A 24,846-nucleotide genomic window follows, 5' to 3' on the forward strand; every position below is an offset into this window, starting at 1 on the left:
GGGGGGGGCGGGCCCCGCGGGGGGGGGCCCCCCCCCCCCCCCCCCCCCCCCCCCCCCGCCCCTCAAGCCGCGTCGGCCAGGCCGCGCTTCTTCAGCAGCGCCGCCGGCTCCGGCGGCCGGCCGCGGAAGGCGCGGTAGGCCTCGGCCGGGTCGCGGCGGTAGCCGGCGGAATAGACGAACTCCGCCAGCCGGCCCGACACCGCCGGGTCGAAGATGTCGCCCGCCTCCTCGAACGCACCGAAGCCGTCCGCGTCCAGCACCTCGGACCACAGATAGCTGTAATAGCCGGCGGAATAGCCGCTGCCGGCGAAGACGTGCTGGAAATGCGGCGGCCGGTGCCGCATCACGATCGCCGACGGCATCCCGATTCGCTCCAGCGTCGCCCGCTCGAAGGCAGCCGGGTCGGAGGCATCGGCACCCGTGGCGTGGAAGTCGAGATCGACCAGGGCGGAGGAGATGAACTCGACGGTGGAGAAGCCCTGGTTGAAGGTGCGCGCCGCCAGCACCCGCTGCAGCAGCTCTTCCGGCATCGGCTCGCCGGTGCGGTAGTGCAGCGCGTGGCGGCGCAGGATCTCCGGCCGCTCCAGCCAGTGCTCGTACAGCTGCGACGGGAACTCGACGAAGTCGCGCGCCACATTGGTGCCGGCGATGGCCGGATAGGTCAGGTCGGACATCAGCCCATGCAGGGCGTGGCCGAATTCGTGGAACAAGGTGCGGGCGTCGTCGAAGCTGAGCAGGCTCGGCGTGCCCTTCGCCGCCTTGGCGAAGTTCATGACGTTGACGACGATCGGGCGCACCTCGCCGTCCAGGTTCTCCTGCTCCCGGATCGCCTCCATCCAGGCGCCGCTGCGCTTCGACGGCCGGGCGAAATAGTCGCCGTAGAACAGGCCGATGAAGCGGCCATCCCGGCCCGTCACCTCCCAGGCCCGGACATCGGGGTGCCACACCGGCACGTCACGCTGTTCCTGAAACGACAGGCCGAACAGGCGGTGCGCCGTGTCGAAGGCGGCCTCGATGATGCGCTCGAGCTGCAGGTAGGGCTTCAGCTCGCTCTCGTCGAGGTCGAACTCCCGCTTGCGCTGCTGCTCGGCGTAGTAGCGCCAGTCCCACGCCGCGACCTCGAAATTGCCGCCCTCGGCCGCGACCAGCGCCTGCAGCTTCTCCTGCTCGCGCAGGGCGCGGGCCCGGGCCGGGGTCCAGACCGAGTTCAGCAGGCCCAGCGCCGCCTCCGGCGTCTTGGCCATGGTGTCGGCCAGGCGGAAATGGGCGTAGCTGGAATAGCCCAGCAGCCGCGCCTGCTCCGCCCGCAGCGCCACGGTCTCGGCGATGATCGGCCGGTTGTCGGACGCGGCGCCCTCGCCGCGCGCGAGCCAAGCCTTGAACGCCGTCTCGCGCAGGTCGCGCCGGGCGGAGAACTGCAGGAAGGGCTCGACGCTGGACCGGCCGAGCGTGATCGCGTGCTTGCCCGGCTGGCCGCGATCGGCCGCAGCGGCCGCCGCCGCGTCGCGCAGCTCCTGCGGCAGGCCGGCCAGGTCAGCCTCGCCGTCCAGCACCAGGGCATAAGCCTTCTCGTCGGCCAGCACGTTCTGGCCGAAGCTGGTGCCCAGCGTGGCCAGGCGCTCGACGATCTCGGACAGGCGGCGCTTCGCCGCCACGTCCAGGCCGGCGCCGCTGCGGGTGAAGCCGAGATGGTAGCGCTCCAGCACCCGGTCCTGCTCCGGCGTCAGGCCCAGCACGGCCCGGCGGGCGAACAGCGCATCGACCCGGCGGAACAGCGCCGGGTGCTGCTGGATCGCGTTGTGGTGCCGGGCCAGCAGCGGCGCGACGTCGCGCTCCACCGCCTCCAATTCGTCGCTGCTGTGGGCCGAGGTCAGGTTGAAGAAGGCGGCGGCGACCCGGCGCAGCGCGCGGCCGCTGCGCTCCAGCGCCGCGACGGTGTTGTCGAAGCTCGGTTCGGCCGGGTCGCCGGCGATCGCCTCGATCTCGCGGAGATGCTCGGCCAGCGCGGCGTCGAAGGCCGGGCGGAAATGCCCGACCGCGATCCGCTGCCAGGGCGGGCTGCCGAAGGGCGTGTCCCATTCTACGAGCAGCGGGTTGGCGGAGGTCTGCGTCTCGGAGCTCATCTTGGCATCGCCCGTGATCTGGATCCTTGGCCGCCAGACTAGCGAGGATCGCAGCCCGGTGTCAGCAGCCGTGTCGCCGATCCACCCTGGGCAGGATTGCTTGAATCAGTATCGGTGTTAGAGGATTTTAAATCTTAGAAACTTTGCATTGCAGCAAAATACTGGAGATTTTGAGTCATGGTCATAAAGATTTAACTGCTGGATCGTTCCATTCACGATGGTGATTCCTGGCCGGCCTCGCTAGCATATCCCCGTATTCCAGACGAGAGCCCCGGATGGCCGGGGCCAGGAGGGGTTTGCAGATGACGACGCTGACGGTTGCGCCGAACGGCATCAATGGCGCCGGGTTTTCCTTCGACGCCCTGGGGCAGCTCGATTTCGACAATCCAAGGGTGACCTCCCTCACTTCCACCGCCGGGCATATCAATTTCGACGGCGTGTCGGTCGACCTCACCGGCAACGGCCTCGGCGCCGGGCTGTTCGGGATCACCGGCGTGGTGACCGGGCTGGTGCTGTCGCAGAACGGCGTCGCCATCGCCACCTTCACCGGCACCTCGCTCAGCGCCGCGACCACCTATTCGCAGATCAGCAATGGCGACTTCACCGGCCTCGCCAACAGCCTGTTCGCCGGCAATGACAGCCAGCCCGGTTCGCAGAAGGGCGATGTTCTGGCCGGTCTGGCCGGCAACGACACTCTCAGCGGCCTGGCCGGCAATGACACGCTCGAGGGCCGGGTCGGCAACGACGTGCTGCGCGGAGGCGCCGGGGCCGATGTGCTGGAGGGCGGCGCCGGCATCGACACGGCCAGCTACTACAGCAGCTCGGTCAAGGTCTCGGTCAGCCTGACCACCGGCAAAGGCAGCGGCGGCGAAGCGCAGGGCGACACACTCTCCGGCATCGAGAACCTCTCCGGCAGCCAGGGCAGCGACACCCTCGCCGGCAACAGCCGGGCCAATGTGCTGCAGGGCTGGAACGGCAACGATGCCCTCACCGGGGCCGGCGGGACCGACACGCTGACGGGCGGCGCCGGGGCCGACCGCTTCGTCTACAGCAGCGCGGCGCAGAGCCCGACCGGCTCAGGCGCCGACCGGATCACCGATTTCAGCCATGTCCAGGGCGACCGCATCGACCTGTCGGGGATCGACGCCAATGCCGAAGTCTCCGGCAACCAGGCCTTCCGCTTCATCGGCACCGGCCTCTACACCCACCATGCCGGAGAGCTGCGCTTCTCCACCTCCGCCAGCGGCACGACCATCGCCGGCGATGTCGACGGCGACGGCACCTCCGACTTCCACATCCTCCTGACCGGGGCGGTCCACCTGGTCGCGAGCGATTTCGTGCTCTGACGATGCCGGGCGGACGTCAGCAGCCGGTCAGGCGCGGCGTCCGCTCGACCTCGAGGCCGAAGGCCGGGCGCAGATGCGTGCCGGCGACATTGCCGAAGAAGGCCGCAGCCAGCCACAGCCAGCCATGCAGGCTGCCGGAGGCGATGCCGGAGAAATAGGCGCCGATGTTGCAGCCATAGGCCAGGCGGGCGCCGTAGCCGAGCAGCAGCCCGCCGACCACGGCGGCGGCGACTTGGCGGCCGGGGATCCGCCAGACCGGGGCGAAGCGCCCGGCCAGGCCGGCGGCCAGCAACGCGCCGACGACGATGCCGATATCCATCACCGAGGTGACGTCGGCGAGGATGCTGCCGTTCAGGGCCGCCGCGTTGGCCGGCTTCGACCAGTAGGGCCAGCTCGCCGGGTCGAAGCCGACCAGCGCCGCCGCCTTGGAGCCCCAGAGGGCGAAGGCCGAGGTGATGCCCCAGGGCCGCCCGGCCAGGGCCAGGGTGACGAAGTTCAGCACCGCCAGGGCGACGCCGCCCCAGACCAGCGGCCAGGGGCCGCGCAGCAGCCGCTGCAGGCCACGCGTCGCCGACGGCTCCGGCGCCACCAGGGCGCCGTGCACGCGGCGTTCGCGCAACACGGTCAGGCCGGCGATGGCGGCGAAGATGGCGAGGTTCAGCAGGAGGGACGGCCACAGCCCGAGGCTGGTGACCAGCGACACCGCCGGCAGCGAGGGCTGTGCCGTCCACCAGTGCAGATGGGCCGCGCCGATCGCCGAGCCGGCGATGAAGAAGACCAGGGTCAGCACCATGCGGGTGGAACCGCCGCCGACCGTATAGAGCGTGCCGGAGGCGCAGCCGCCGCCGAGCTGCATGCCGATGCCGAAGAGGAAGGCGCCGACCACCACCGAGACGCCGAGCGGCGAGATGTTGCCGCTGACCGGCTGGCCGAACAGCGTGCCGGCCGACAGCGCCGGGAAGAACAGCAGCACGGCGACCGCCAGCATCACCATCTGCGCCCGCAGCCCGGCGCCGCGGCCATCGGCGATGAACACCCGCCAGGCCGAGGTGAAGCCGAAGGCGGCGTGATAGAGCACCACGCCAAGCGCCGCGCCGAGGGCGTAGAGCGCCGCCTGGCGGGCATCGATCACCGCGGAGAGCAGCAGCACGCCGGCGAGCAGCACCAGCCCGGCCAGGCCGGCGACGCGCGGATTGATCGCCGGGGCAAGACGGGGAGCGGTCTGACCGCCGAGAAAGGTGATCGTCGACATCGCATGAATCCGGAAGCGGCCGCCGTCAGGGCGACCCGGTTCGGAATACATAATCCTGTAGTACAAAATGTCAATTCAATGAAAATTACACAAGAATGCCGATAAATCTGTAGCGCCCCCTGCCCGTCACCGCGCGGCACGCAAGCGCCATTGTGAAGGATCGCCGTCCGAGCCAGATTGAGCTCCGTGATTTCAGATGACGATTTCGGACGGGCGAATTCATGCATCGCTTCACCAAGATACTGGCGCGCAGGCTGATGTTCGCCGTCCTGCTGGGGGGCATCTCCAGCGCGGCCCTGGCCGAGACGGTCTTCAACAAGGGCAACGGCGCCGACCCCACGACCTTCGATCCGCAGCAGATGGCGGTCGTTGCGGAAGCCGTCATCGCCGTGGATCTGTTCGAAGGGCTGATGACCTATAGCGCCGACGGCAACGCCGTGCCGGGAGCGGCGGAAAGCTGGGCGGTCTCCGATGACGGCCTGACCTACAGCTTCAAGCTGCGCGCGGACGGAAAATGGTCGGACGGCACGCCGGTCACCGCGGCCGATTTCGTCTTCGGCTGGCAGCGCCTGGTCGATCCGGAGACCGGGTCGCCCTATGCCGCCAATCTGGACGCGGTGGCCAATGCCAGGGACATCCGGACCGGCGCCCGACGGCCCGCGGATCTCAGAGTCCGCGCGATCGACGCCCGCACCCTCGAGGTGACGCTGGCCGCACCGACGCCATACTTTGTCGCATCCCTTGCGCACTACGCCACCGCGGCGGTCAGCCGCGCCAATGTCGACAGGTTCGGGGCCGATGCCTTTAAGCCCGGCCACCTCGTCTCGAACGGCGCCTATAGCCTGACCGAGGCGGTGCCGCAGGATCACGTCAAGCTGACCCGGAACCCGCATTTCCATGACGCCGCGTCGATCCGGATCGACACGGTGATGCTCACTCCGACCGCCGACATCGAGGTCGAACTGCGCCGCTTCCGGGGCGGCAGGCTGGACATGACCTATGACCTGTCGGGGCAGCAGATCCAGGCGCTGCAGGAGACGGTCCCGAACCAGGTTCACGTCACGCCGTATCGGGGCACCTACTACTATGCTTTTAACCTGACGCATGAGCCGTGGCGCGGCAGCCCGGAGCTGCGCCACGCCCTGTCGCTGGCGATCGACCGCGACATGCTGGCCAGGACCGTCACGCGTTCCCACGAACTGCCGGCCTACACCTTCGTGCCGCCGGGCACCTTCGACTTCCCCGCCTGGCAACCGAAGGCTGCCAGGCTGACCCAGGCCCAGCGCGACGCAAAGGCCAGGGAGCTATTCGCCAAGGCAGGCTATGGTCCCGACAGGCCCCTGAAGCTGGAGCTCATCTACAACGTCGGCGAGAGCCACGAGCGGATCGCCCGGGCGATCGCGGAGATGTGGAAGAAGAAGCTCGGGGTCACGACCGAGTTCCGTACCCAGGAATGGGGGCCTTTCCAGGCCACGCTCGAGGGTCGGCGATTTTCCGACATCGCACGGAACGGATGGCTCGGCGACTACGACGATGCCTACAATTTCCTGCAGTTGGAGCCGGACGGCTCAGGCCCGTTGAACGCGACGGGCTATGCCAATCCGAAGTATCGCGCCCTGATGGCCCAGGCAGCCCGGGAGACCGATCCCAGACGGCGCGGCCGGATGTTGCAGCAGGCCGAACGGATCATGATCGACGACCTGCCGCTGATCCCGATCTACCGCTACATGAGCAGGCATGCGGTCTCGCCGGCCGTGAAGGGCTGGGTGGACAACGTGCAGGACGTCCACCCGACACGCTGGCTGTCGATCGAGCGCTGAGCGGCGGCACCGTCGCGGGTCAGCGGCCATCGCAGCCGATTGACTCGGACGACTCCAGATCCAAGATCTTTCATCCACTGCACCATCGCTTCGGCCCGTGTCGGGGGGCGGGCGCGAGTGGGCTATAGCGGCCGAGCCCATCACAAGCCGGGATCGAAACCCGTCTTCGAACGATCCGGCCGAGATCATGGCCTCGCGATGCGGGGCAACCCGTCGTCGCCGTTGGGGAGATGCTGGCGGCATCTCCCGTGGGTTGAGCACCTCCACCGCCGCGAGGCATTTCAGGAGGATCGACATGGCATATCTCGATGTGAGCCCGATGATCGTCGCACTTCGTACTTCCCCGGCCGAATTCGACATCCGTCGCGGGCTGCTGCGCCACAAGCCCAGCGGCCATCGGGTGATATTCGACCCGCTGGGCGGCAGCGCCCGGATCGAAGCGGAGTGCGACTGCGCCCTCCTCCGCATCTCGCATCAGCAGAGCCGCGAGCTGACCGAGGCGTATCACGACTGGGAGGAGACGTACTGGCGCGTCGTGCGGATCAACCGGGACTTCGCCTCGCATTTCGACCGTCGCTTCTGGCCGAGGCTGGCGACCCATCTCGAGCGCATCCTGCAGGCTGGCCTGACGGCCTTCGAACGGCTCGTTCCGGCACGGCGCTCGAGGTCCGTTGAGAACACGGCTGATCGCAACACCGCCGCGCCGCCGATGCCGGCGGAATAACAATCCAGGCGGATCGCGAGGGCGGGCTCTTTCGGGGGCGAGGCGATTGACCGCCTCGCCCCCTCGGCTCACGCATTTTTCACGCTGAACGGCCGGTCGATACACGAAGCGTGCCGCTGTTCCGGAGAGACTCCTGTCAACACCCTGAGACAAGGGGAAAGCCGAGACAGGGAGGTTCTCTTGTACACGACCAGACCGATCAGCAGGCCCCCGACCCGACCAGAAGGCGCGACATACAGCCATCGGCACGGCTTGGGCCATGCTCCCAGAATCGAGCGGCGACGCCTCACCATCCTGGTCGCGGATGTCGTGGGGTTCAGCCGGCTCGTCGAGCTCGACGCCCTCGCCACGGCGCTCGATCTGCGTGCGCTCCGGCGACATTTAGTCCTGCCGATCGTCCTCGCCCATCGGGGGCGGCTGGTGAGCTCCGCGGGTGACGGCGCGCTGATCGCGTTCCCGCGCCCGGTGGACGCCGTGAACTGCGCCGTCGCGCTTCAGCGCGGCGTGAACGCCGAGCCGGCGGGAGCCGGCATCGACCGGAGCCTTCGCCTGCACATGGGTGTCAGCACCGGCGACAGCATCGCCGTCGATGGTGAGCTGTTCGGGCATCCCCTGAACGTCGCCGCCCGCCTCCAGGCGCTCGCCGAGCCCGGCGACGTCTACCTGTCCGAGACCGTGGTCGCGGAGGTTGCCGACACGACCGGGATCGGCTTCGAGGCCCTCGGACAATGCCTGCTCAGGAACATGGCCGAACCGATCGGCGTCTATCGGATCGCCCGCAGCGCATTGACGGGCTGATGAAGATCCCGATGCACAGCCTCCGGCCGCCAGCCTCTTCCGGATGGCCTGCGCATCCCATTGGAGAGCTTTCCATCCCCGGCTGACTGCCGCACCGTCATCTCATTTGACAAGCGCCAGGGGGAACGACCATGCCGCGCTTCGATCCAATCGCCACCCCGCACGATTTTTCCGTGATCGACCTGGGCAACCGGGACCAGTTGCTCGCCGTCGGCGAGGAGGTCTTCAAGGCGGCGACGAGCCCGACCGATCTGGCCAACTTCATCCTCAACGCAAAATCCATCCTGCAGCAGCCCAACCTCGCCAAAGGGCTCGATCCCAAGGCCGTCGCCGGCAAGAGCATCAACGTGGTCGTCGACACCGATGATGTGATCAACGTCGTCATCCCGCAGGTCCAGACCACCTTCAAGGACCAGCAGGAGAAGGAGGACTACCTCAGGAGGATCGGGTTCATCGTCCTCTGCGGATGCCGGTAGGAGACCGGCCCGTCTCGGGATGAGGTGATCCGCGAGACGGCATCGACGAACTGCCGTCGTCTGGCTTCGTCGGGGATGAGCACGACCTCGTCGAGCCAGCGGAGGGCGCGTTCCGGTGTGAACGGCTCCTCCCCTCCCCAGGTCCCGCCGAGACGCCGGAAGAACTCCTCGCCGGCCGCCCTGGCCTCCGTCGCGCGCCCCGAAGACGCCAGGGCCACAGCCCGCCAGGCGACCAGCTCGGGAACCGTGTCCGGGCCGAGCCGGGTCAATGTCAGCGCCCGTTCGTAGGCCCCGGCATGCGTGCAGGCGACGGCCAGGTACCAGTAGAAATAGGGCGGCGGGGCCGGATGGATCTCGAGGGCGCGCTCGCCGCATCGGATCGCGTCGTCGATCGAGCCGAGATGCGCCAGCCCTTCGGCACAGGCGATCAGCGTCATCGGATCATCGGGGTTCAGCGCGCGCGCCTGCTCGAAATGGCGCCGCGCCTGCTCCGGCATGCGCTGGCGCAGATAGGCCCAGGCGGCGATGATATGACCGTGGCTGTCCCATGGATCGATCGCGATGGCGTCCCGGGCCAGCCGGGTCGCGTGCGCGAAGGTCTCGGGGTCGCAGCGCGAGCCGGGCACCAGCTGCTGTCGCGAGAGCTCGATCGAGGCGAGGCCGGACAGCGGCCGGGCAAAGCCCGGATCCGCCGCTGCCGCGCGGTTCAGCAGCGGTATGGCGGCGTCGAACGCCTCGCTGCTGAACGTCTCCACCATCCGGTCGCCGGCCAGCCAGAGGTCATACGCTTCTGCGGTCTCACCAAGCTGGGGGATGCGCGCCGTCCGGACCACATGGTCGACCCGATGCGCGAAGCTCGTCAGGCCCGGCAGCACCGAGGCGAGATCCGCGGCCGCGGGAAAGGCGAGCACCTCGACCAGATGCTGCAGGTTCGTCGCCGTGTCGCACAGGCGAAGGCCGTATCGGCAGGCGGTTCCGTCGTGCCGGAGGCCGATCCGCAGCAGATAGGGACCGGCCTCGGCCGCCTGCTCGGGCGAGGTGATCAGGCGGGTCGAGAAGGTCCGGTACCGGGACAGCGCGGTGACGAGCTCGTCCTCCAGAAGCTGCGACAGGTCGCGGACCAGCTCCGGCGGCCCGATGGCGGGCTGGACGAACACCGCCACCACGGGCGTGCGGTGCGGGATAGCCCGTGTCGGGCTCGAAGGCGACGCCTCCCCACGCCGGAGGGCGTCGATATGCGACCGGAGCTCGGCGGAGGGTTCGATGTCGAGCGCATGGGCGAGAGCCTTGCAGCATTGCTCGAACTGGCGGAGCGCGGCCCCGATGGCCCCCTTGCGCGCATGCAGATCGATCAGGACCCGGTGCCCGCGCTCGTGAGCCGGATCGACGCGAAGCAGCGCCTGGGCGAGCGCCTCCAGATCCCGGTCCCGTCCGGATCTCTCCGCCTCGGTGACGGCTTCCTCCAGCGCGCGGAGGATGGCGGCGTGGCGGGATGCGCGCTCGGCCTGCAGCCAGTGGTCGAAGGCCGTGCCGGGAGATGAGATGCCGTCGAGCAGCTCGCCCACCCAGCCGGCGCTCGCCTGCAGGAGCGCCTCCACGGTTCCGACCGCCAGGAGGCGGTCCATGCCCAGCGCGTCCACGGCCAGGGTATGCGTGTCGAGCCGCACCGAGAGGCGGTCGGCGGTGAGCAGGCCGTCGGCCTGATCGTCAAGGCTCTGCCGCAGCTCGAGCAGCGCGTGACGCAGCGAGCCCTGCGCCTGCGCCTGGCCGCGATCGCCCCAGAACAGCCCGATCAGACGTTCCCGGCGGGCCTGTCCGTTCGGCTGCAGGGCAAGATAGGCGAGGAGGCAGAACGCCTTCTTCAGACGCGGCGTGCAATCGGATCCGTCAGGCCCGACCAGTCGCGGATTCCCGAAAAGCTTCAGCACAAAGCCAGTCGTGCACATATCCATGACCGTCGCCTCGCATTCCCGATAGAGAACGTCGCCAGCAACGAAACCCACCGTACAATCATCAGAAAAAGACGGCCGAAGCTTCGGATCTCAGGAATTCTCTCTTTGCTGCCGAGAGAATCCACAGAATGCGGATATCTTCCTCTGATCTATCAGCTTATTTGGAAATAATAGAGAACGACTGTGCTTAAATTATGTCAATTTTCACGCATCTCCGGGTTCGGAACTGCTGGGCCGAGAGGCATGGCGATGCGGGGAGCGGAAACGCTCCCCGCCGCGGGTATCGCCATTCCGCACCTCACCCGATCGTCATCAGGCTGGCATTGCCGCCCGCCGCCGCGGTGTTGTTGCTGACCGACCGCTCCAGCAGCAGCCATTCCAGGGCATAGAAGGCGCGGCCCTCGGCGAGGTCGTCGCGGGTTGCGCCCTGGACCGGCACCAGCGGGCCCGGCCGGGCCGCGATGGCCCGGTTCACCGCGTGCAGAGCGTCGCCGTCGCCCTCGAACAGCACCGCGTCGGCCGGCGCCGAGGCCCAATCGTCGGCGCGGGACAAGAGCGGCTTCAGCGACGGTGGCACGGCCCCGAGCAGGGCGTCGGCGACCTCCTTGGGGGCCGACAGCACCGCGGTGTTGCCGGTGGCCAGCGCCGCGCCGATCTGCAGCGCCGCGCCGGCCGCGGTCTGGGCCAGGCACAGCACCGTGCCGCGCGGCTCCAGGCTGTAGCTGTTCTTCTCGCCGACCGGGCCGGGCAGATCGAGGGTCACGCCGAGCGGGCTGCGCGCCTCGAAGGCGGCGACGCGGTCGGCCTCCGCCGTCCGGCCGGCCTTGCGCAGGGCCGCCACCCAGTCGCGGAGCGGCTGGAAGTGCTTGTCGCTCGCGGCGCTGTCGGACGCCACCGGCCCGGCCTCGGGCCGGACCGAGAGCAGCCGGTACAGGTACATCGGGCCGCCGGCCTTAGGCCCGGTGCCGGACAGGCCGTGGCCGCCGAAGGGCTGCACCCCAACCACCGCGCCGATCAGGTTGCGGTTGACGTAGACATTGCCGGCCGTGGCGCGGTGCGACACCCGGGCAATGGTCTCGTCGATCCGGGTGTGGACGCCGAAGGTCAGGCCGTAGCCGGTGGCGTTGATCGCGTCCAGGAGTTGGTCGAGCTGGCTGCGGCGGTAGCGCAGCACATGCAGCACCGGCCCGAACACCTCGCGCTTCAGCTCGGCGATCGAGTCGAGCTCGATCAGGGTCGGCGGCACGAAGGTGCCGTGCTTCGCCGCCTCGGGCAGCGGCAGGGCCTGGACCTTGCGGCCCTTGGCCTGCATTGCCTCGATGTGCCTGGCGATGATCGCCCGCGCCTCGTCGGTGATCACCGGGCCGACATCGACCGCCAGCCGGTCCGGGTTGCCGATCGCGAGCTCGGCCATCGCGCCCTTCAGCATGGTCAGGACGCGGTCGGCCACATCCTCCTGGATGCACAGGATTCGCAGCGCCGAGCAGCGCTGGCCGGCACTGTCGAAGGCCGAGGCCAGCACGTCGCCCACCACCTGCTCCGGCAGGGCCGAGCTGTCGACGATCAGCGCGTTCTGGCCGCCGGTCTCGGCGATCAGCGGAATCGGCCGGCCCTCGGGGTCGAGGCGGTCGGCCAGCACCTTCTGGATGATCTTGGCGACCTCGGTCGAGCCGGTGAACATGACGCCGCGGGTGCGGCTGTCGGCCACCAGCCGCGCCCCGACCTCGCCGGCGCCCGGCACCAGTTGCACCGCCCCGGCCGGCACCCCGGCCTCGCGCAGCAGGCGCACAGCGGTCGCGGCGATCAGCGGCGTCTCCTCCGCCGGCTTGGCCAGCACGGTGCTGCCCGCCGCAAGCGCCGCCGCCACCTGGCCGGTGAAGATCGCCAGCGGGAAGTTCCACGGGCTGATGCAGACTATGGGGCCGAGCGGCCGGTGGGTGTCGTTGGAGAACTGGTCGCGCACCTGGGCCGCGTAGTAGCGCAGGAAGTCGACCGCCTCGCGCACCTCGCCGATCGCGTTCGGCAGGGTCTTGCCGGCCTCGCGGATGATGGTGCCCAAGAGGGCTGGCATCCGCGCCTCCATCAGGTCGGCGGCGCGCAGCAGGCAGGCGGCGCGGTCGGCCGGCGGGGTGGACTGCCAGATCGGCGCGGCAGCGGCGGCATGGGCCATCGCCTCGTCGACCTGGCTTGCGGACGCCTCGACCACCGTGCCGACCACGTCGCGGCGGTCCGCCGGGTTGCGGACCTCGCGGGCCGGGCCGTCGCGGTCGCTATCGCCCAGCATCGGCACGGCGCGGACCACCGCGTCGACGCCGCCGAGCAGCGCGGCGGAGAGCGAGGCCAGGCGCTGCTCGTTCGACAGGTCGATGCCGGCGGAGTTGTCGCGGCTGTCGCCGAACAGGGCGCGCGGCGAGGCGATCTTGGCGTGCGGGGCGCCGAGCGGCTGGACCTTACGCGCCGCCTCGACCGGGTCGGCGATCAGCTCGTCGATCGAAACGTCCGGGTCGCCGATGCGGTTGACGAAAGAGGTGTTGGCCCCGTTCTCCAGCAGTCGCCGGACCAGATAGGCCAGCAGCGTCTCATGGGTGCCGACCGGGGCGTAGATCCGGCACGGCCGGTCCAGCTTCTCGCGCCCCACCACCTCCTCATACAGCCCCTCGCCCATGCCGTGCAGGCACTGGAACTCGTACTGGCCGCGATAGTAGTTCTCGCCGGCCATCTTGTAGATGGTCGCGAGCGTCTGGGCGTTGTGGGTGGCGAATTGCGGGAACACCGCGTCCGGCGCCGCCAAGAGCTTGCGGGCACAGGCCAGGTAGGAAACGTCGGTGTAGATCTTGCGGGTGTAGACCGGGAAGCCTTCCAGCCCGTCGACCTGGGCGCGCTTGATCTCGCTGTCCCAATAGGCGCCCTTGACCAGCCGCACCATCACCCGGTGGCCGCTGCGCCGGGCCAGGTCGATGACATAGTCGATCACGAAGGGGCAGCGCTTCTGATAGGCCTGGACGACGAAGCCGATGCCGTTCCAGCCGGACAGCGCCGGGTCGAAGCACAGCGCTTCCAAGAGGTCGAGCGACAGCTCCAGCCGGTCGGCCTCCTCGGCGTCGATGTTGAGACCGATGTCGTAGCTGCGGGCCAGCACCGCCAGGGCGGTCAGCCGCGGCAGCAGCTCGCCCTTCACCCGGTCGGCCTGGGCCCGGGAATAGCGCGGATGCAGGGCCGACAGCTTGATCGAGATGCCCGGCCCCTCATAGATGCCGCGCCGCTCCGCCGCCTTGCCGATGGCGTGGATCGCCTGCTCGTAGTCGCGGTAGTAGCGGTCGGCGTCGGCCCCGGTCGTGGCCGCCTCCCCGAGCATGTCGTAGGAGTAGCGGAAGCCCTTGGCTTCGAGCTTGCGGCCGTTGGCCAGCGCCTCGGAGATGGTCTGGCCGGAGACGAACTGCTCGCCCATCATCCGCATCGCTATGTCGACGCCCTTGCGGATCAGCGGCTCGCCGCCGCGGCCGATCAGCCGGGTCAGGGCGGCGGACAGGCCGGCCTCGCTGTTCGTGGTCACCAGCTTGCCGGTCACCACCAGGCCCCAGGCGGCGGCGTTGACGAACATCGACGGGCTCTGGCCGACATGGGACTGCCAGTCGCCGGACGAGATCTTGTCGCGGATCAGCGCGTCGCGGGTGGCGCGGTCGGGGATGCGCAGCAGCGCCTCGGCCAGGCACATCAGGGCGACGCCCTCATGGCTCGACAGCGAGAACTCCTGGATCAGCCCCTCGACGCCGGCGCCGACGCCCTTGGCGCGCAGCGCCTCGACCAGCGTGCGGGCGATGCCCCGCGCCCCGTCGGTCACCGGCTTCGGCAGGCTGGCACCGGCCAGGATATAGGGCAGGCACTCCTCCTCCGGCCGGCGGTAGGCGGCGGTGATCTTGGCGCGCAGCACGGTCTGCGGCTGCACCGACTGGGCGAATTCGAGGAAGGGCTGCGGCCCGGCTTCTTCGGCGGCCGGGTCGTCGACCAGGTCGGCGCCGTCGGTCTCTTCGGGGCTGCCGAAGGTCTCGCCGCGCTCGACCCGGTCGAGCATCGCCAGCATGGCCTGCTTGACCAGCCAGTGCGGGGTGCGGCCTTGCTTTTCCGCCGCCGCCTTCAGCCGCGCCCGCAGCTCGTCATCGATCTTCACGCCGAACGTCGTGCTGCCCATGGCCCTGCCCCCGCGGGTTTTGTTCTCCGGGAGTAGTACCATCAACAGGGCAAAAGGCGCAACCTTACCCTCGGACGGGTTGCACCTGCCGGATCACACCAGGTCGCGCGGAATGTCCTCGGACCAAGAGCGCTCGGTCGCGACCTGTCCGTTCTCCTTGGCCGTCAGCTCGGTGGTCAGGTGCCAGCGGTCGAGATCGGCGGCCAGCACCGACCGGCTCTCGATCAGGATGCGCCAGCCCTCGCGCCCCATCTCGTAGGACTGGGTCAGGACGTAGCGCGCCGACAGCGGGTCGTCGTCGCGGATCACCAGCTCGCGCTTCAGGCTGTGCGAGGCCATGGTGTCGATCTCGTCGAAGCGCAGGATGCCCTCGCCGAACAGGCCGCCGATGCCTTCGGTGACATAGATCGTCTCGCCGGTCACATGGTCCTGCTTGGAGGTGCGCCGGATCGTTCCGGGCGACAGCTGGGTGGCCGGCGCAGAAGGACCGCGGACCGGCGGTTCGAACGCGACTGCATCCCCTGCCCCGCCTTGCCGCACCGGCAGGTCGAGACGGCTGGCGCCCGCCCGCAGGGTCAGGGTTGCGGCATACGGGGCCGGCCACACGACGGGCCAATAGCCGGTGGCGACGGCGATGCGGATGCGGTGCCCGGCCGGGAAGCGATGGCCGCAATCATTCAGCTTCACCCGAACCCGGTAGCGCCTGCCGGGCTCCAGCGGCGCCGGCGCCTCATGGCCGTCGCGATGGGTCAGGTTCAGCACGCCGTAGCTGACCCGGGCCGAGCGCCCGTCCGGCGCCACATCGCACAGCCGCACCGCCAGCTGCGCCACCGGCGCATCCGAGGCGAGGTCGAGCAGCAGCTCCGGCGCGCCCAGGATCTCCACCGGCTCGTCCAGCGGCGCGGTGTCGAAGATCTGCGCGGCGCCATCATCGAGGCGCTGGTCGACCGGTAGCTCGCCGGGGCAGCCGGTGGCCATCCATTCGCCGGCCGCCTTGCCATGGCTGAGCGGCGAACGGACCAGGATGTCGCTCTCAGGACCAGCGGCCTCGGCCAGCGCGCCCGGCGCGTTCAGGGCCCAGCGCCGCGCCGCGATGGCGGGGCTGGGCCACTCCGCCTCGCCGACCCAGCGGCCCTCGGTCTCGGCTCTGCTGCCGGTGGGCGAATTCCAGTCCTCGACGAAGGCGCGCAGCATCGGCTCCGCCATCACCCCGGTGTCGTGGCCCTTCAGCCACTGGTCCCACCAGCGCAGCGCCTCCTGCAGGAAGCCGATCGCCGGCCCCGGCGCGCCGTCCTGCGGATAAACATGGCCCCAGGGGCCGATGATGCCGCGCCGCGGCACCTGCAGCCCGGCCAGCAGGCGCGGCACGGCGTTGGTGTAGCTGTCGGCCCAGCCGCCCACGGCCAGGACCGGACATTGGATTGCCGACCAGTCCTCGCAGACCGAGCCGTGCTTCCAGTACTCGTCATAGCGCTGGTGGCGCAGCCACAGGGCCGGGAAGAAGGGCAGCCGCTCCAGCCGCTCCAGCCATTGCCGGCGCCAGCCCTCGCCGACGATCGCCGGGTCGGCCGGCCTGGCCTGATAGGCCAGCATGATCGCGCCCCACCACAGGTTGTCGTTGAGCAGGCAGCCGCCCTGGAAGTGGATGTCGTCCGAGTAGCGATGGTCGGTCGAGTAGACGGTGATGATCGCCTTCAGCGCCGGCGGCCGGCGCGCCGCCACCTGCAGCGCGTTGAAGCCGCCCCAGGACTTGCCCATCATGCCGACGGCGCCGGTGCACCAGGGCTGCGCCGCGATCCAGGCGATCACCTCCAGCGCGTCGTCCTGCTCCTGCTTCAGGTACTCATCCGCCATGTGGCCGTCGGATTCACCGGTGCCGCGCATGTCGACGCGGATGGCCGCGTAGCCTTGGCCGGCGAACCAGCCATGCATCGGCTCGTCGCGGCCGCGGGTGCCGTCGCGCTTGCGGTAGGGGATGTATTCCAGCACGGCGGGCGCGGGCGCCGTCTCAGCCCCCTCCGGCAGCCACAGCCGGGCGGCCAGGCGGGTGCCGTCGGCCAGCGGGATCCAGATGTTCTCCTCGACGCGGATCGGCATGTCGGGGTCTCCCATGAAGGCGGTCAAGCGGTGGCGCGCGCGGCGAGGACCTGGTCCAGCCAGTCGCGGCGCAGCTCGGGGACGGAGGCCAGCAACCGGCCGGTGTAGTCGTGGAAGGGCGGCGTGAAGATCTCCGCCGTCGGCCCCTGCTCCACCACCCGGCCGCGCTGCATCACCGCGGTGCGGTCGGCCAGCCGGCGGACCACGCCGAGATCATGGGTGATGAACAGATAGGCGACGCCCAGCTCGTCCTGCAACCGGCGCAGCAGGCGCAGGATCTCCTCCGCCACCAGCGGGTCGAGCGCCGAGGTCACCTCGTCGCAGATCATCAGGTCGGGCTTGGCGGCCAGGGCGCGGGCGATGCAGACGCGCTGCTTCTGCCCGCCGGAGAGCGCGCCGGGAAGGCGGTCGGCGAAGGCGGCGTCCAGGCCGATCAGGCCCAGCAGCCGGCCGACCTCCTGCTTCCGCTCCCGCCCCTTGAGGCCGAAATAGAAACCGAGCGGCCGGCCGATCGCCTCGCCCACCGTCTGGCGCGGGTTCAGCGCGACGTCCGGCAGTTGGTAGACCAGCTGGATGCGGCGCAGCAGGTCGCGGCTTCGGGCGGTGTAGGAGGAGGGCAAGGCTTGCCCGTCCAGCCGCACCGACCCGGCGGTCGGCGGCAGCAGGCCGGTGATCACCCGCGCCAGCGTCGATTTGCCGGAACCGGATTCGCCGACCACCGCCAGGGTCTCGCCCCGGCGCAGCGACAGCGACACGTCGGCCAGCACCGGCACCTTGTGATAGGCGGCGGAGATGCCCTCGACGGTCAGCAGCTCCGCGCCGCCCTCGTGCCGGCGCGGTTCGCCCGAAAGGCTGGCCTGCCGCTCGCCCACCAGCCGACGGGTGTAGTCCTCGCGCGGCGCTTCCAGCACCTGCTCGGTGGCGCCGAGCTCGACCGGCTTGCCGTGGCGCAGCACCTGGATCCGGTCGGCGATCTGCGCCACCACGGCGAGGTCGTGGCTGATGTAGAGCGCCGCCGTGCCATAGCGCTGGATCAGCCGGCGTAGCAGGGCCAGCACCTCGATCTGGGTGGTGACGTCCAGCGCCGTGGTCGGCTCGTCCAGCACCAGGATGTCGGGCCGGCAGGACATGGCCATGGCGACCATGGCGCGCTGCAGCTGGCCGCCTGAGACCTGGTGCGGATAGCGGTCGCCGAAGCGCTTGGGGTCCGGCAGGTCGAGCGCCCGGAACAGCTCCAGCATCCAGGCGCGCGCCTCGGCCTTGCCCATCGCCCGATGGTGCCGCGGCCCCTCCAGCACCTGGCGGCCGATGGTCAGCGCCGGGTTGAAGGCGGCGGCCGCGCTCTGCGCCACATAGGCGATGCGGGCGCCGCGCAGCCGGGCGCGGCCGGCCGAGCCCTCTCCCGTCACCTTCTGTCCGCCGATCGACACGGTGCCGCCGGCGATGCGGCAGCCGCCGCGGCCCCAGCCCATGGCGGCCAGGCCGATGGTCGACTTGCCGGCGCCGGATTCGCCGATCAGACCCAGCACCTCGCCCGGCTTCAGGTCGAGGTTGATGCCGTGCACCAGGACGGTGCCGTCCGGCGCCTCGACCCGCAGGCCGCGGATGGTGAGGATGTCGCTCATCGCCTCTCTCCCTGCGGCCGGCTGCGGCCGGCGAGCAGCCAGTCGACCACCAGGTTGACGCCGATGGTCAGCAGCGCGATGGCCGCGGCCGGGTACAGCGGCGCGTAGAGCCCGTAGAGGATGCCCTGCTGGTTGTCCTTCACCATGCCGCCCCAATCGGCATAGGGCGGCTGGATGCCCAGGCCCAGGAAGGACAGGCCGGCGACGAACAGGAAGGTGAAGCAGAAGCGCATGCCGAATTCGGCGATCAGCGGCGCCGCCGCGTTCGGCAGGATCTCCTTGCGGATCAGCCACCAGGCGCCCTCGCCGCGCAGCCGCGCCGCTTCGGCATATTCCATCACGTTGATCCCCTGCCCCAGGATGCGGGCCAGGCGGAAGACGCGGGTCGAGTCCAGGAGCGCGATGGTCACGACCAGCACCGGCAGCGAGGAGCCGAGCGCCTGCAGCACCACCAGGGCGGAGATCAGCACCGGCACGCACATGATGGTGTCGACCAGCCGCGACAGCACGGTGTCGACCCAGCCGCCGCGCAGGGCGGCGAGGAAGCCGAGCGGCAGGCCGACCGTGAAGGACAGCAGCGAGGCCGCCAGCGACGCGCCGATCGACATCTGCGCGCCGAAGAGCAGACGCGAGAGCATATCGCGGCCGTTCTGGTCCAGGCCGAACCAGTTCAGCGCGGTGGCGGGGTCGAACGGGCCGCCGAGGATGTCCTCCTCGCCATAGGGGGCCAGCAGCGGCCCGAACAGCAGCGCGGCGAGGTTGAGGGCGATGATCGCCAGGCCGATCCAGGCCGTGAGCGGGATGCGTCTCATAGGTCTACCGGGGGTGCCGCAGGCGCGGGTTCAGCGCGATGGCGGCGATGTCGGCGACCATGTTCAGGATCACATAGGCGGCGCCGAACACCATGGCGCAGGCCTGCACCATCGGCAGGTCGCGCTTGGCCACCGCGTCGACCATGAAGCGGCCGAGGCCGTTGTAGTTGAACACCGCCTCGACCAGCACCACGCCGGTGATCAGGTAGGCGATGTTGAAGGCGACGACGTTGACCACCGGCGCGGCTGCGTTCGGCAGCGCGTGGCGCAGCACCACACGGCCGGTCTGCAGGCCCTTCAGATAGGCGGTCTCGACATAGGCGGAATCCATCACCGCCAGCACCGCCGTCCGAGTCATCCGCATGATCTGGGCGACGGTGACCAGCAGCAGGGTCAGCATCGGCAGCGTGGTCGCGTCCAGCCGCTCGGCGAAGCCCATGCCGGGATAGACGTCGGCCAGGCTGGGGAACACCGGGCTCTGCACCGCCAGGACCAGGATCAGCACCAGGCCGAGGAAGTATTCCGGCAGCGACACGGTGCCGAGCGCGACGATGTTCACCAGCCGGTCGAACATCCCGCCGCGGCGGACCGCGGTCAGGATGCCCAAGGTCACCGCCAGCGGCACGCCGATCACTGCGGCATAGGCGGCCAGGAACATGGTGTTCCAGAAGCGGGGCCACAGCAGCTCCGCCACCGGCTGCTGGTTGGCCAGCGACCGGCCGAGGTCGCCCTGGACGAAGTCCCACAGCCAATGGCCGTAGCGGAGCAGCGCCGGCATCTCGAGCCCGAGATCCCGGCGCAAAGCGGCCAGCGATTCCGGCGTCGCCGACTGGCCGAGGATGGCCGAGGCGACGTCGCCGGGCAGCAGCTGGGTACCGGCGAAGACCAGCACCGACACCAGCCACAGGGTGAAGAGGCCGAGCGCGATCCGCTTCAGGATCAGGGCCGTCATCAAGCCGCCAGCCAGACGCGCTCCGCCAGCCGCCCGCCCATGAAGTTGAACATCGGATGCGGGGTGACGCCCTGCACCTGGGTCGACACGCCGTCGAGATAGTCGCCGAACATCGGGATCATGGCGCCGCCCTCGTTCGAGATCATCTCCTGCAGCGTCCAGTAGATCTCGCGGCGCTTGGCGTCATCCAGCAGCGCCCGCGCCTCCAGCAGCAGCTTGTCGAATCTCTCGTTCTTCCAATGGGTGTCGTTCCACTTGGCATCGGAGGCATAGGCGATGGACAGCATCTGGTCCGCGGTCGGGCGGCCACCCCAGAACGACATGCAGAACGGCGCCTGCATCCACACCTTCTCCCAGTAGCCATCCGGGGATTCGCGCTTGATGGTGACGTCAATCCCGGCCTTGGCCGCGGCGGTGCGGAAGATCGCGGCGGCGTCGACCGCACCGCCGAAGGCGGCGTCGGAGGCCGACAGCTCGACCTTCAGGTCGCTCATCCCGGCCTGCTGCAGATAGTGCTTCGCCTTATCCGGGTCGTAGGCGCGCTGCGGCAGCTCGCTGTTGAAGAACCGGTCGGTGCGCGGGATCGGGTGGTCGTTGCCGAGCTGGCCATAGCCGCGCAGCGCCACCTTCAGCAGTTGCTCGCGGTCGATCGCGTGCTTGATCGCGAGGCGGACATTGACGTCGGCGAACGGCGCCTTGGTGCAGTCCATCAGGAAGGTGAAATGCTGGCCGCCGGCCGACTGCACGATCTGCAGCTTCGGGTTGCGCTTCAGCAGGTCGACCGTCTTGAAGTCGAGCCGGTTGATGGCGTGGACCTGGCCCGACATCAGCGCATTGGTGCGGGCTGCGACGTCGTTGATGACGATGACTTCGACCGCGTCGACATTGGCGCAGCCCGGCTTCCAGTAGCTCGGGTTGCGGGTGAAGCGCGAGCGCACGCCGGGCTCGTAGCTCTCATAGACGAAGGGGCCGGTGCCGACCGGCTTGGACCAGTCGGTGAAGCCCTCCGGCACCACCAGGAAATGGTAATCGGACAGGATGTACGGCAGGTCGGCATTGCCGCCGGTCAGTTCGATCGCGATCTGGCTGTCGGAGAGCTTACGGACGTCCTTGATCTGCTCGGCGGTGGCGCGGATGGCGGAGCTGGTCTCGCCGCGGTGCAGGTTGATCGAGTAGATCACATCCTCGACCGTCAGCGCTTTGCCGTTGTGGAAGGTCACGCCCTGGCGGAGGTTGAACACCCATTCGGCCGCGCCCGGCCTGGCCTCCCAGCTCTCCAGCAGTTCCGGAACCGCCTGGTTGTTCCGGTCGATCTCGACCAGGCCGTTCATCAGCATGAAGGCCTGGCTCAGCGGCACCCAATCGGTCAGCACCCGGATATCAAGTACGTCGGTGGTGCTGCCGCCGCCCATGCCCAGCTTCAGCACGCCGCCCTTGCGCGGCGTGTCCTGGGCGAAGGCGCGGCCACCCAGACCGGCGGCGAGGCCGAGGCCGGCGGCGCCCAGCAGCAGGCCGCGGCGCGTGGTTTCGAATTGCGGGAAGTCGCTGCGTGTCATGGCCGATCCCTGTTTGCGGATGATCGGACGCTCGACGGCGCCCGGTGCGGCAGCCGTTGCGTCGCGCTGCCTTGAGCGCCGGACCCTAGTGGATGACGGCAAAAAGTCGGACATGATTTTTAGGCATGACCTTATGAGCAAGATTCGATGCCGCTTGCCGGGGCCGCCCCCTATCCAGGGCGCCTTCGTTGCCCCGAGGTCGAATCGTGAGTCTGCCGGATGTGGTCGGCCTGGTCGGTGTCCTGGCCTATCTGCACGCCTATGCCCTGGCCCAGCTGCAGATCCTCGCGATCACCGACTGGCGCTATGCCCTGCTGAACATCGTCGGCGGGGTGCTGGTGATGTATTCGCTGCTGTGGAGCTTCAACTTGGCCTCCTTCGTGGCCCAGGCCTTCTGGATGCTGTTCACCGTCATCGGCCTGGTGAAGGCCCGGCGGATGCGGGCACGGCCGGCCGACGCCTAGCCCGGCGACATGGACAAGGCTGTCCGTCCCCTTTACGGTCGGCGCCGATCGGATCGATTCGACACCGGGGGATGCATGGCCGAGATCGCTGTTTTCTCTGGCACCGCGCATCCCGCCCTGGCGGCCGAGATCTGCGCCGCGCTGGGCGTGCCGCTCAGCCCCTCCCGGGTCCAGCGCTTCGCCAATGACTGCCTCGGGGTCCAGCTCCAGGCGAATTGCCGCGAACGCGACGTCTTCCTGGTCCAGACCCTGAGCCCGCCGGTGCAGGAGCATCTGGTCGAGCTGCTGCTGATGATCGACGCCGCCCGCGGCGCGTCGGCGTCGCGCATCACCGTGGTGATGCCGCATTACGCCTATGCCCGGTCGGACAAGAAGGATGCTCCGCGGATCTCGATCGGCGGGCGGCTGGTGGCCGACCTGCTGGTCGCGGCGGGCGCCGGCCGGGTGCTGACCACCACGCTGCATTCGCCGCAGGTGCACGGTTTCTTCAGCGTGCCGGTCGACCATCTGCATGCGCTGCGCGAGCTGGCCGGCCATTTCCGCCGCTACGACATGGCCAACACCGTCGTGGTCTCGCCGGACCTCGGCTATGCCAAGGAAGCGACCGTCTTCGCGCGGCTGCTGGGTGCGGGCGTGGCCATGGGCGCCAAGCAGCGCTTCGAGAACGACCGCGTCGAGATCAGCGCCATCATCGGCGAGGTGCGCGGCAAGGACATCATCGTCATCGACGACGAGATCGCCAAGGGCAGCACGATCCTGGAGCTTTTAGGGCATCTGCGCCGCCAGGGCGCTCGATCGATCCGCGTGGCCTGCACGCACGGCCTGTTCTCCGGCGGCGCGCTGGACCGGCTGGGCGGCCAGGACGACATCCTTGAGATCGTCTGCACCAACACCGTGCCGGTGAACGGCGCCGCGCACCATCCCAAGCTGACCGTGCTGTCGATCGCGCCGGCGATGGCGGAGGCGATGCGCCGGATTCATGCCGGCGAATCGGTCAGCGAACTGTTCCACGCCTAGCGCCTAGCCGGCGTTGCTGGCGACCAGCCAGTCCATGGCCTGGCGCACCACCCGGCGGACATGCCGGTCGAGCGGCCGCATCAGGTAGAACGACCCTTCCGAGCGCAGGTGGAAGCCATGCGCCGGCACCAGCGCGCCCGAGGCCAGCTGGTCGCGCAGCAGCCAGGTCCAGCCCAGCGCCGTGCCCAGCCCCTGCGACGCCGCCTGCACCGCCAGGGCGTAAGAGCCGAGCCGCCAGACCCTTGCCTTCGGTGGCAGCGGCATCGCCGCGGCGCCGAACCAGTGCGGCCAGTCCATCCATTCGCGCAACGAATCCTCGATCGCCAGCAAGGTCGGCGCCGGATCGTCCTGCAGCGCCTGCCGGCCCGGCGCCGCAACCGGCACGATCTCCTCGGTGCCGAGCACATGCAGCGCCACGCCGGACGGCCGCTCGCGCCGGTAGAAGATGGCGAGGTCGAACTCGTCCAGCCGCAGATGCTGGACATCGTCGGTGACCCGCAGCCGAAGTTCGATCCCCGGCAGCGCGGCGTCGAGCGCCTTCAGCCGCGGCATCAGCCAGAGGTCGGCGATGCCGTGCGAGCAGGCCAAAGTCACCTGGCGCGGCCCGGCCGAGCCGCGCACACCATGGGTCACCGCCACCAGATCGCCGAGGATGCGGCGGACCTCGGCGACATAGCTCTCGCCCAGCGGGGTCAGGCTGACGCCGGACGGAGTGCGCTGGAACAGCTTGCCGCCGATGAAGGCCTCGAGCTTCAGGATCTGGCGGCTGACCGCGCTCTGGGTCAGGCCGAGCTCGGCCCCGGCCCGGGAGAAATTGGCCAGGCGCGCCGCCGCCTCGAACACGACGAGGGCGTTGAGCGGCGGCAGGCCGAGATGGGAGGAAGCGGGCATCCACGCACTCAAGGGGAAGACCGCCCCCGGCACAAGCCGAGGCGTCGGGATCGTCACCCGGGCGACAGCAGAATCGTCATCGAACTTGTCTAGACCTCTATACGATACCCGTCCGGAGAGCCCGATGAGCAGCAAGACCCTGGGGCCCGAGCCCCTGATCAACCCGACCGCCCGAGTCTCGTCCTGCCAGCTCGGCATCTACACCGAGATCGGCGCCCATGCCGTGCTGAACGAGGTGACGCTCGGCGACTACAGCTATCTGATGGACGGGTCGATGGCCTGGTGCGTCGAGATCGGCAAGTTCTGCTCGATCGCCGCCTACACCAGGCTCAACGCGCCGAACCATCCGACCTGGCGGGCGACGCAGCATCACTTCACCTACCGCTCCGCCGCCTACGGCCTCGCCGACGCCGACGACACCGACTTCTTCGCTTGGCGCCGCGACCATCGGGTGACGATCGGCCACGATGTCTGGGTCGGCCATGGCGCCATCGTGCTGCCCGGGGTCACGGTCGGCACCGGGGCTGTGATCGGCGCCGGCGCCGTGGTCACCCGCGACGTCGTGCCCTACACCATCGTCGCCGGCAGCCCGGCCCGGCCGATCCGCCGCCGGGTGACCGAGGCGGTGGAAGCGCGGCTGCTGGCGCTGGCCTGGTGGGACTGGCCGCACGACCGGCTGCGCATGGCGCTGCAGGACTTCCGGACGCTGGATGCGGAGGAATTCTGCGCCCGGCACCAGCCCGGAGGATGAC

The 24,846-nt window shown here is 69.5% G+C and carries 18 protein-coding genes; 8 read left to right on the top strand and 10 right to left on the bottom strand.

What is annotated here, in order from left to right; translation table 11 throughout:
- Positions 1 to 62: 62 nt before the first annotated feature.
- A complete protein-coding gene (locus AAHM41_RS18305) occupies positions 63 to 2,123 on the bottom strand; it encodes a M3 family metallopeptidase (protein ID WP_342238002.1) in 2,061 nt (686 codons plus the stop codon).
- A gap of 302 nt (positions 2,124 to 2,425) precedes the next feature.
- On the opposite strand from AAHM41_RS18305, the gene AAHM41_RS18310 reads away from it, so the two are divergent.
- On the top strand, positions 2,426 to 3,469 hold the full coding sequence (locus AAHM41_RS18310; RefSeq protein ID WP_342238003.1) for a calcium-binding protein: 1,044 nt from the start codon (positions 2,426 to 2,428) through the stop codon (positions 3,467 to 3,469).
- A gap of 16 nt (positions 3,470 to 3,485) precedes the next feature.
- Here AAHM41_RS18310 and AAHM41_RS18315 read toward each other — a convergent pair whose 3' ends face one another.
- On the bottom strand, positions 3,486 to 4,721 hold the full coding sequence (locus tag AAHM41_RS18315) for a YeeE/YedE family protein (protein WP_342238004.1): 1,236 nt from the start codon (positions 4,719 to 4,721) through the stop codon (positions 3,486 to 3,488).
- A gap of 221 nt (positions 4,722 to 4,942) precedes the next feature.
- Here AAHM41_RS18315 and AAHM41_RS18320 point away from each other — a divergent pair, with 221 nt between their 5' ends.
- The 4 genes from AAHM41_RS18320 to AAHM41_RS18335 all read left to right on the top strand — a co-directional run bounded on the left by AAHM41_RS18320 (position 4,943) and on the right by AAHM41_RS18335 (position 8,539).
- Positions 4,943 to 6,541, top strand: coding sequence for a peptide ABC transporter substrate-binding protein (locus AAHM41_RS18320; RefSeq protein ID WP_342238005.1), 1,599 nt, complete (start codon positions 4,943 to 4,945; stop codon positions 6,539 to 6,541).
- A 295-nt stretch (positions 6,542 to 6,836) separates the two neighbouring features.
- Positions 6,837 to 7,265 (top strand): hypothetical protein, encoded by a 429-nt coding sequence (locus tag AAHM41_RS18325; RefSeq protein WP_342238006.1) that lies wholly within the window; start codon positions 6,837 to 6,839, stop codon positions 7,263 to 7,265.
- A gap of 180 nt (positions 7,266 to 7,445) precedes the next feature.
- Positions 7,446 to 8,063, top strand: coding sequence for an adenylate/guanylate cyclase domain-containing protein (locus AAHM41_RS18330; RefSeq protein WP_342238007.1), 618 nt, complete (start codon positions 7,446 to 7,448; stop codon positions 8,061 to 8,063).
- A 131-nt stretch (positions 8,064 to 8,194) separates the two neighbouring features.
- Positions 8,195 to 8,539, top strand: coding sequence for a hypothetical protein (locus AAHM41_RS18335; RefSeq protein ID WP_342238008.1), 345 nt, complete (start codon positions 8,195 to 8,197; stop codon positions 8,537 to 8,539).
- Here the strand turns inward: AAHM41_RS18335 and AAHM41_RS18340 are convergent.
- The 7 genes from AAHM41_RS18340 to AAHM41_RS18370 form a co-directional block, all read right to left on the bottom strand.
- Positions 8,494 to 10,542, bottom strand: coding sequence for a BTAD domain-containing putative transcriptional regulator (locus tag AAHM41_RS18340; RefSeq protein ID WP_342238009.1), 2,049 nt, complete (start codon positions 10,540 to 10,542; stop codon positions 8,494 to 8,496). The two genes, AAHM41_RS18335 and AAHM41_RS18340, sit on opposite strands and share 46 nt — an antisense overlap.
- 247 nt (positions 10,543 to 10,789) lie before the next feature.
- A complete protein-coding gene (putA, locus tag AAHM41_RS18345) occupies positions 10,790 to 14,680 on the bottom strand; it encodes a trifunctional transcriptional regulator/proline dehydrogenase/L-glutamate gamma-semialdehyde dehydrogenase (protein ID WP_342238010.1) in 3,891 nt (1,296 codons plus the stop codon).
- A 93-nt stretch (positions 14,681 to 14,773) separates the two neighbouring features.
- The gene (locus tag AAHM41_RS18350) at positions 14,774 to 16,777 is read right to left on the bottom strand and encodes a CocE/NonD family hydrolase (RefSeq protein ID WP_342238011.1); all 2,004 of its coding nucleotides are present in this window, start codon (positions 16,775 to 16,777) and stop codon (positions 14,774 to 14,776) included.
- A gap of 23 nt (positions 16,778 to 16,800) precedes the next feature.
- Complete coding sequence (locus AAHM41_RS18355; protein ID WP_342238012.1) at positions 16,801 to 18,402, bottom strand: ABC transporter ATP-binding protein; 1,602 nt, start codon at positions 18,400 to 18,402, stop codon at positions 16,801 to 16,803.
- The gene (locus AAHM41_RS18360) at positions 18,399 to 19,214 is read right to left on the bottom strand and encodes an ABC transporter permease (RefSeq protein ID WP_342238013.1); all 816 of its coding nucleotides are present in this window, start codon (positions 19,212 to 19,214) and stop codon (positions 18,399 to 18,401) included. Before AAHM41_RS18360 ends, AAHM41_RS18355 begins: the two co-directional genes overlap by 4 nt.
- A gap of 4 nt (positions 19,215 to 19,218) precedes the next feature.
- The gene (locus tag AAHM41_RS18365) at positions 19,219 to 20,166 is read right to left on the bottom strand and encodes an ABC transporter permease (RefSeq protein WP_342238014.1); all 948 of its coding nucleotides are present in this window, start codon (positions 20,164 to 20,166) and stop codon (positions 19,219 to 19,221) included.
- Positions 20,166 to 21,722 (bottom strand): ABC transporter substrate-binding protein, encoded by a 1,557-nt coding sequence (locus AAHM41_RS18370; protein WP_342238015.1) that lies wholly within the window; start codon positions 21,720 to 21,722, stop codon positions 20,166 to 20,168. The genes AAHM41_RS18365 and AAHM41_RS18370 overlap by 1 nt, the downstream gene beginning before the upstream one ends.
- 206 nt (positions 21,723 to 21,928) lie before the next feature.
- Here AAHM41_RS18370 and AAHM41_RS18375 point away from each other — a divergent pair, with 206 nt between their 5' ends.
- Entirely contained in the window at positions 21,929 to 22,186 is a 258-nt protein-coding gene (locus AAHM41_RS18375) for a CBU_0592 family membrane protein (protein WP_342238016.1), read from the top strand.
- Positions 22,187 to 22,261: 75 nt separating this feature from the next.
- A complete protein-coding gene (locus AAHM41_RS18380) occupies positions 22,262 to 23,203 on the top strand; it encodes a ribose-phosphate diphosphokinase (RefSeq protein WP_342238017.1) in 942 nt (313 codons plus the stop codon).
- Positions 23,204 to 23,206: 3 nt separating this feature from the next.
- Here AAHM41_RS18380 and AAHM41_RS18385 read toward each other — a convergent pair whose 3' ends face one another.
- Entirely contained in the window at positions 23,207 to 24,094 is an 888-nt protein-coding gene (locus tag AAHM41_RS18385) for a LysR substrate-binding domain-containing protein (RefSeq protein ID WP_342238018.1), read from the bottom strand.
- A 124-nt stretch (positions 24,095 to 24,218) separates the two neighbouring features.
- On the opposite strand from AAHM41_RS18385, the gene AAHM41_RS18390 reads away from it, so the two are divergent.
- Entirely contained in the window at positions 24,219 to 24,845 is a 627-nt protein-coding gene (locus AAHM41_RS18390) for a DapH/DapD/GlmU-related protein (protein WP_342238019.1), read from the top strand.
- The last annotated feature ends 1 nt before the right edge of the window (position 24,846 follow it).

This window comes from Inquilinus sp. OTU3971 (assembly GCF_038440215.1).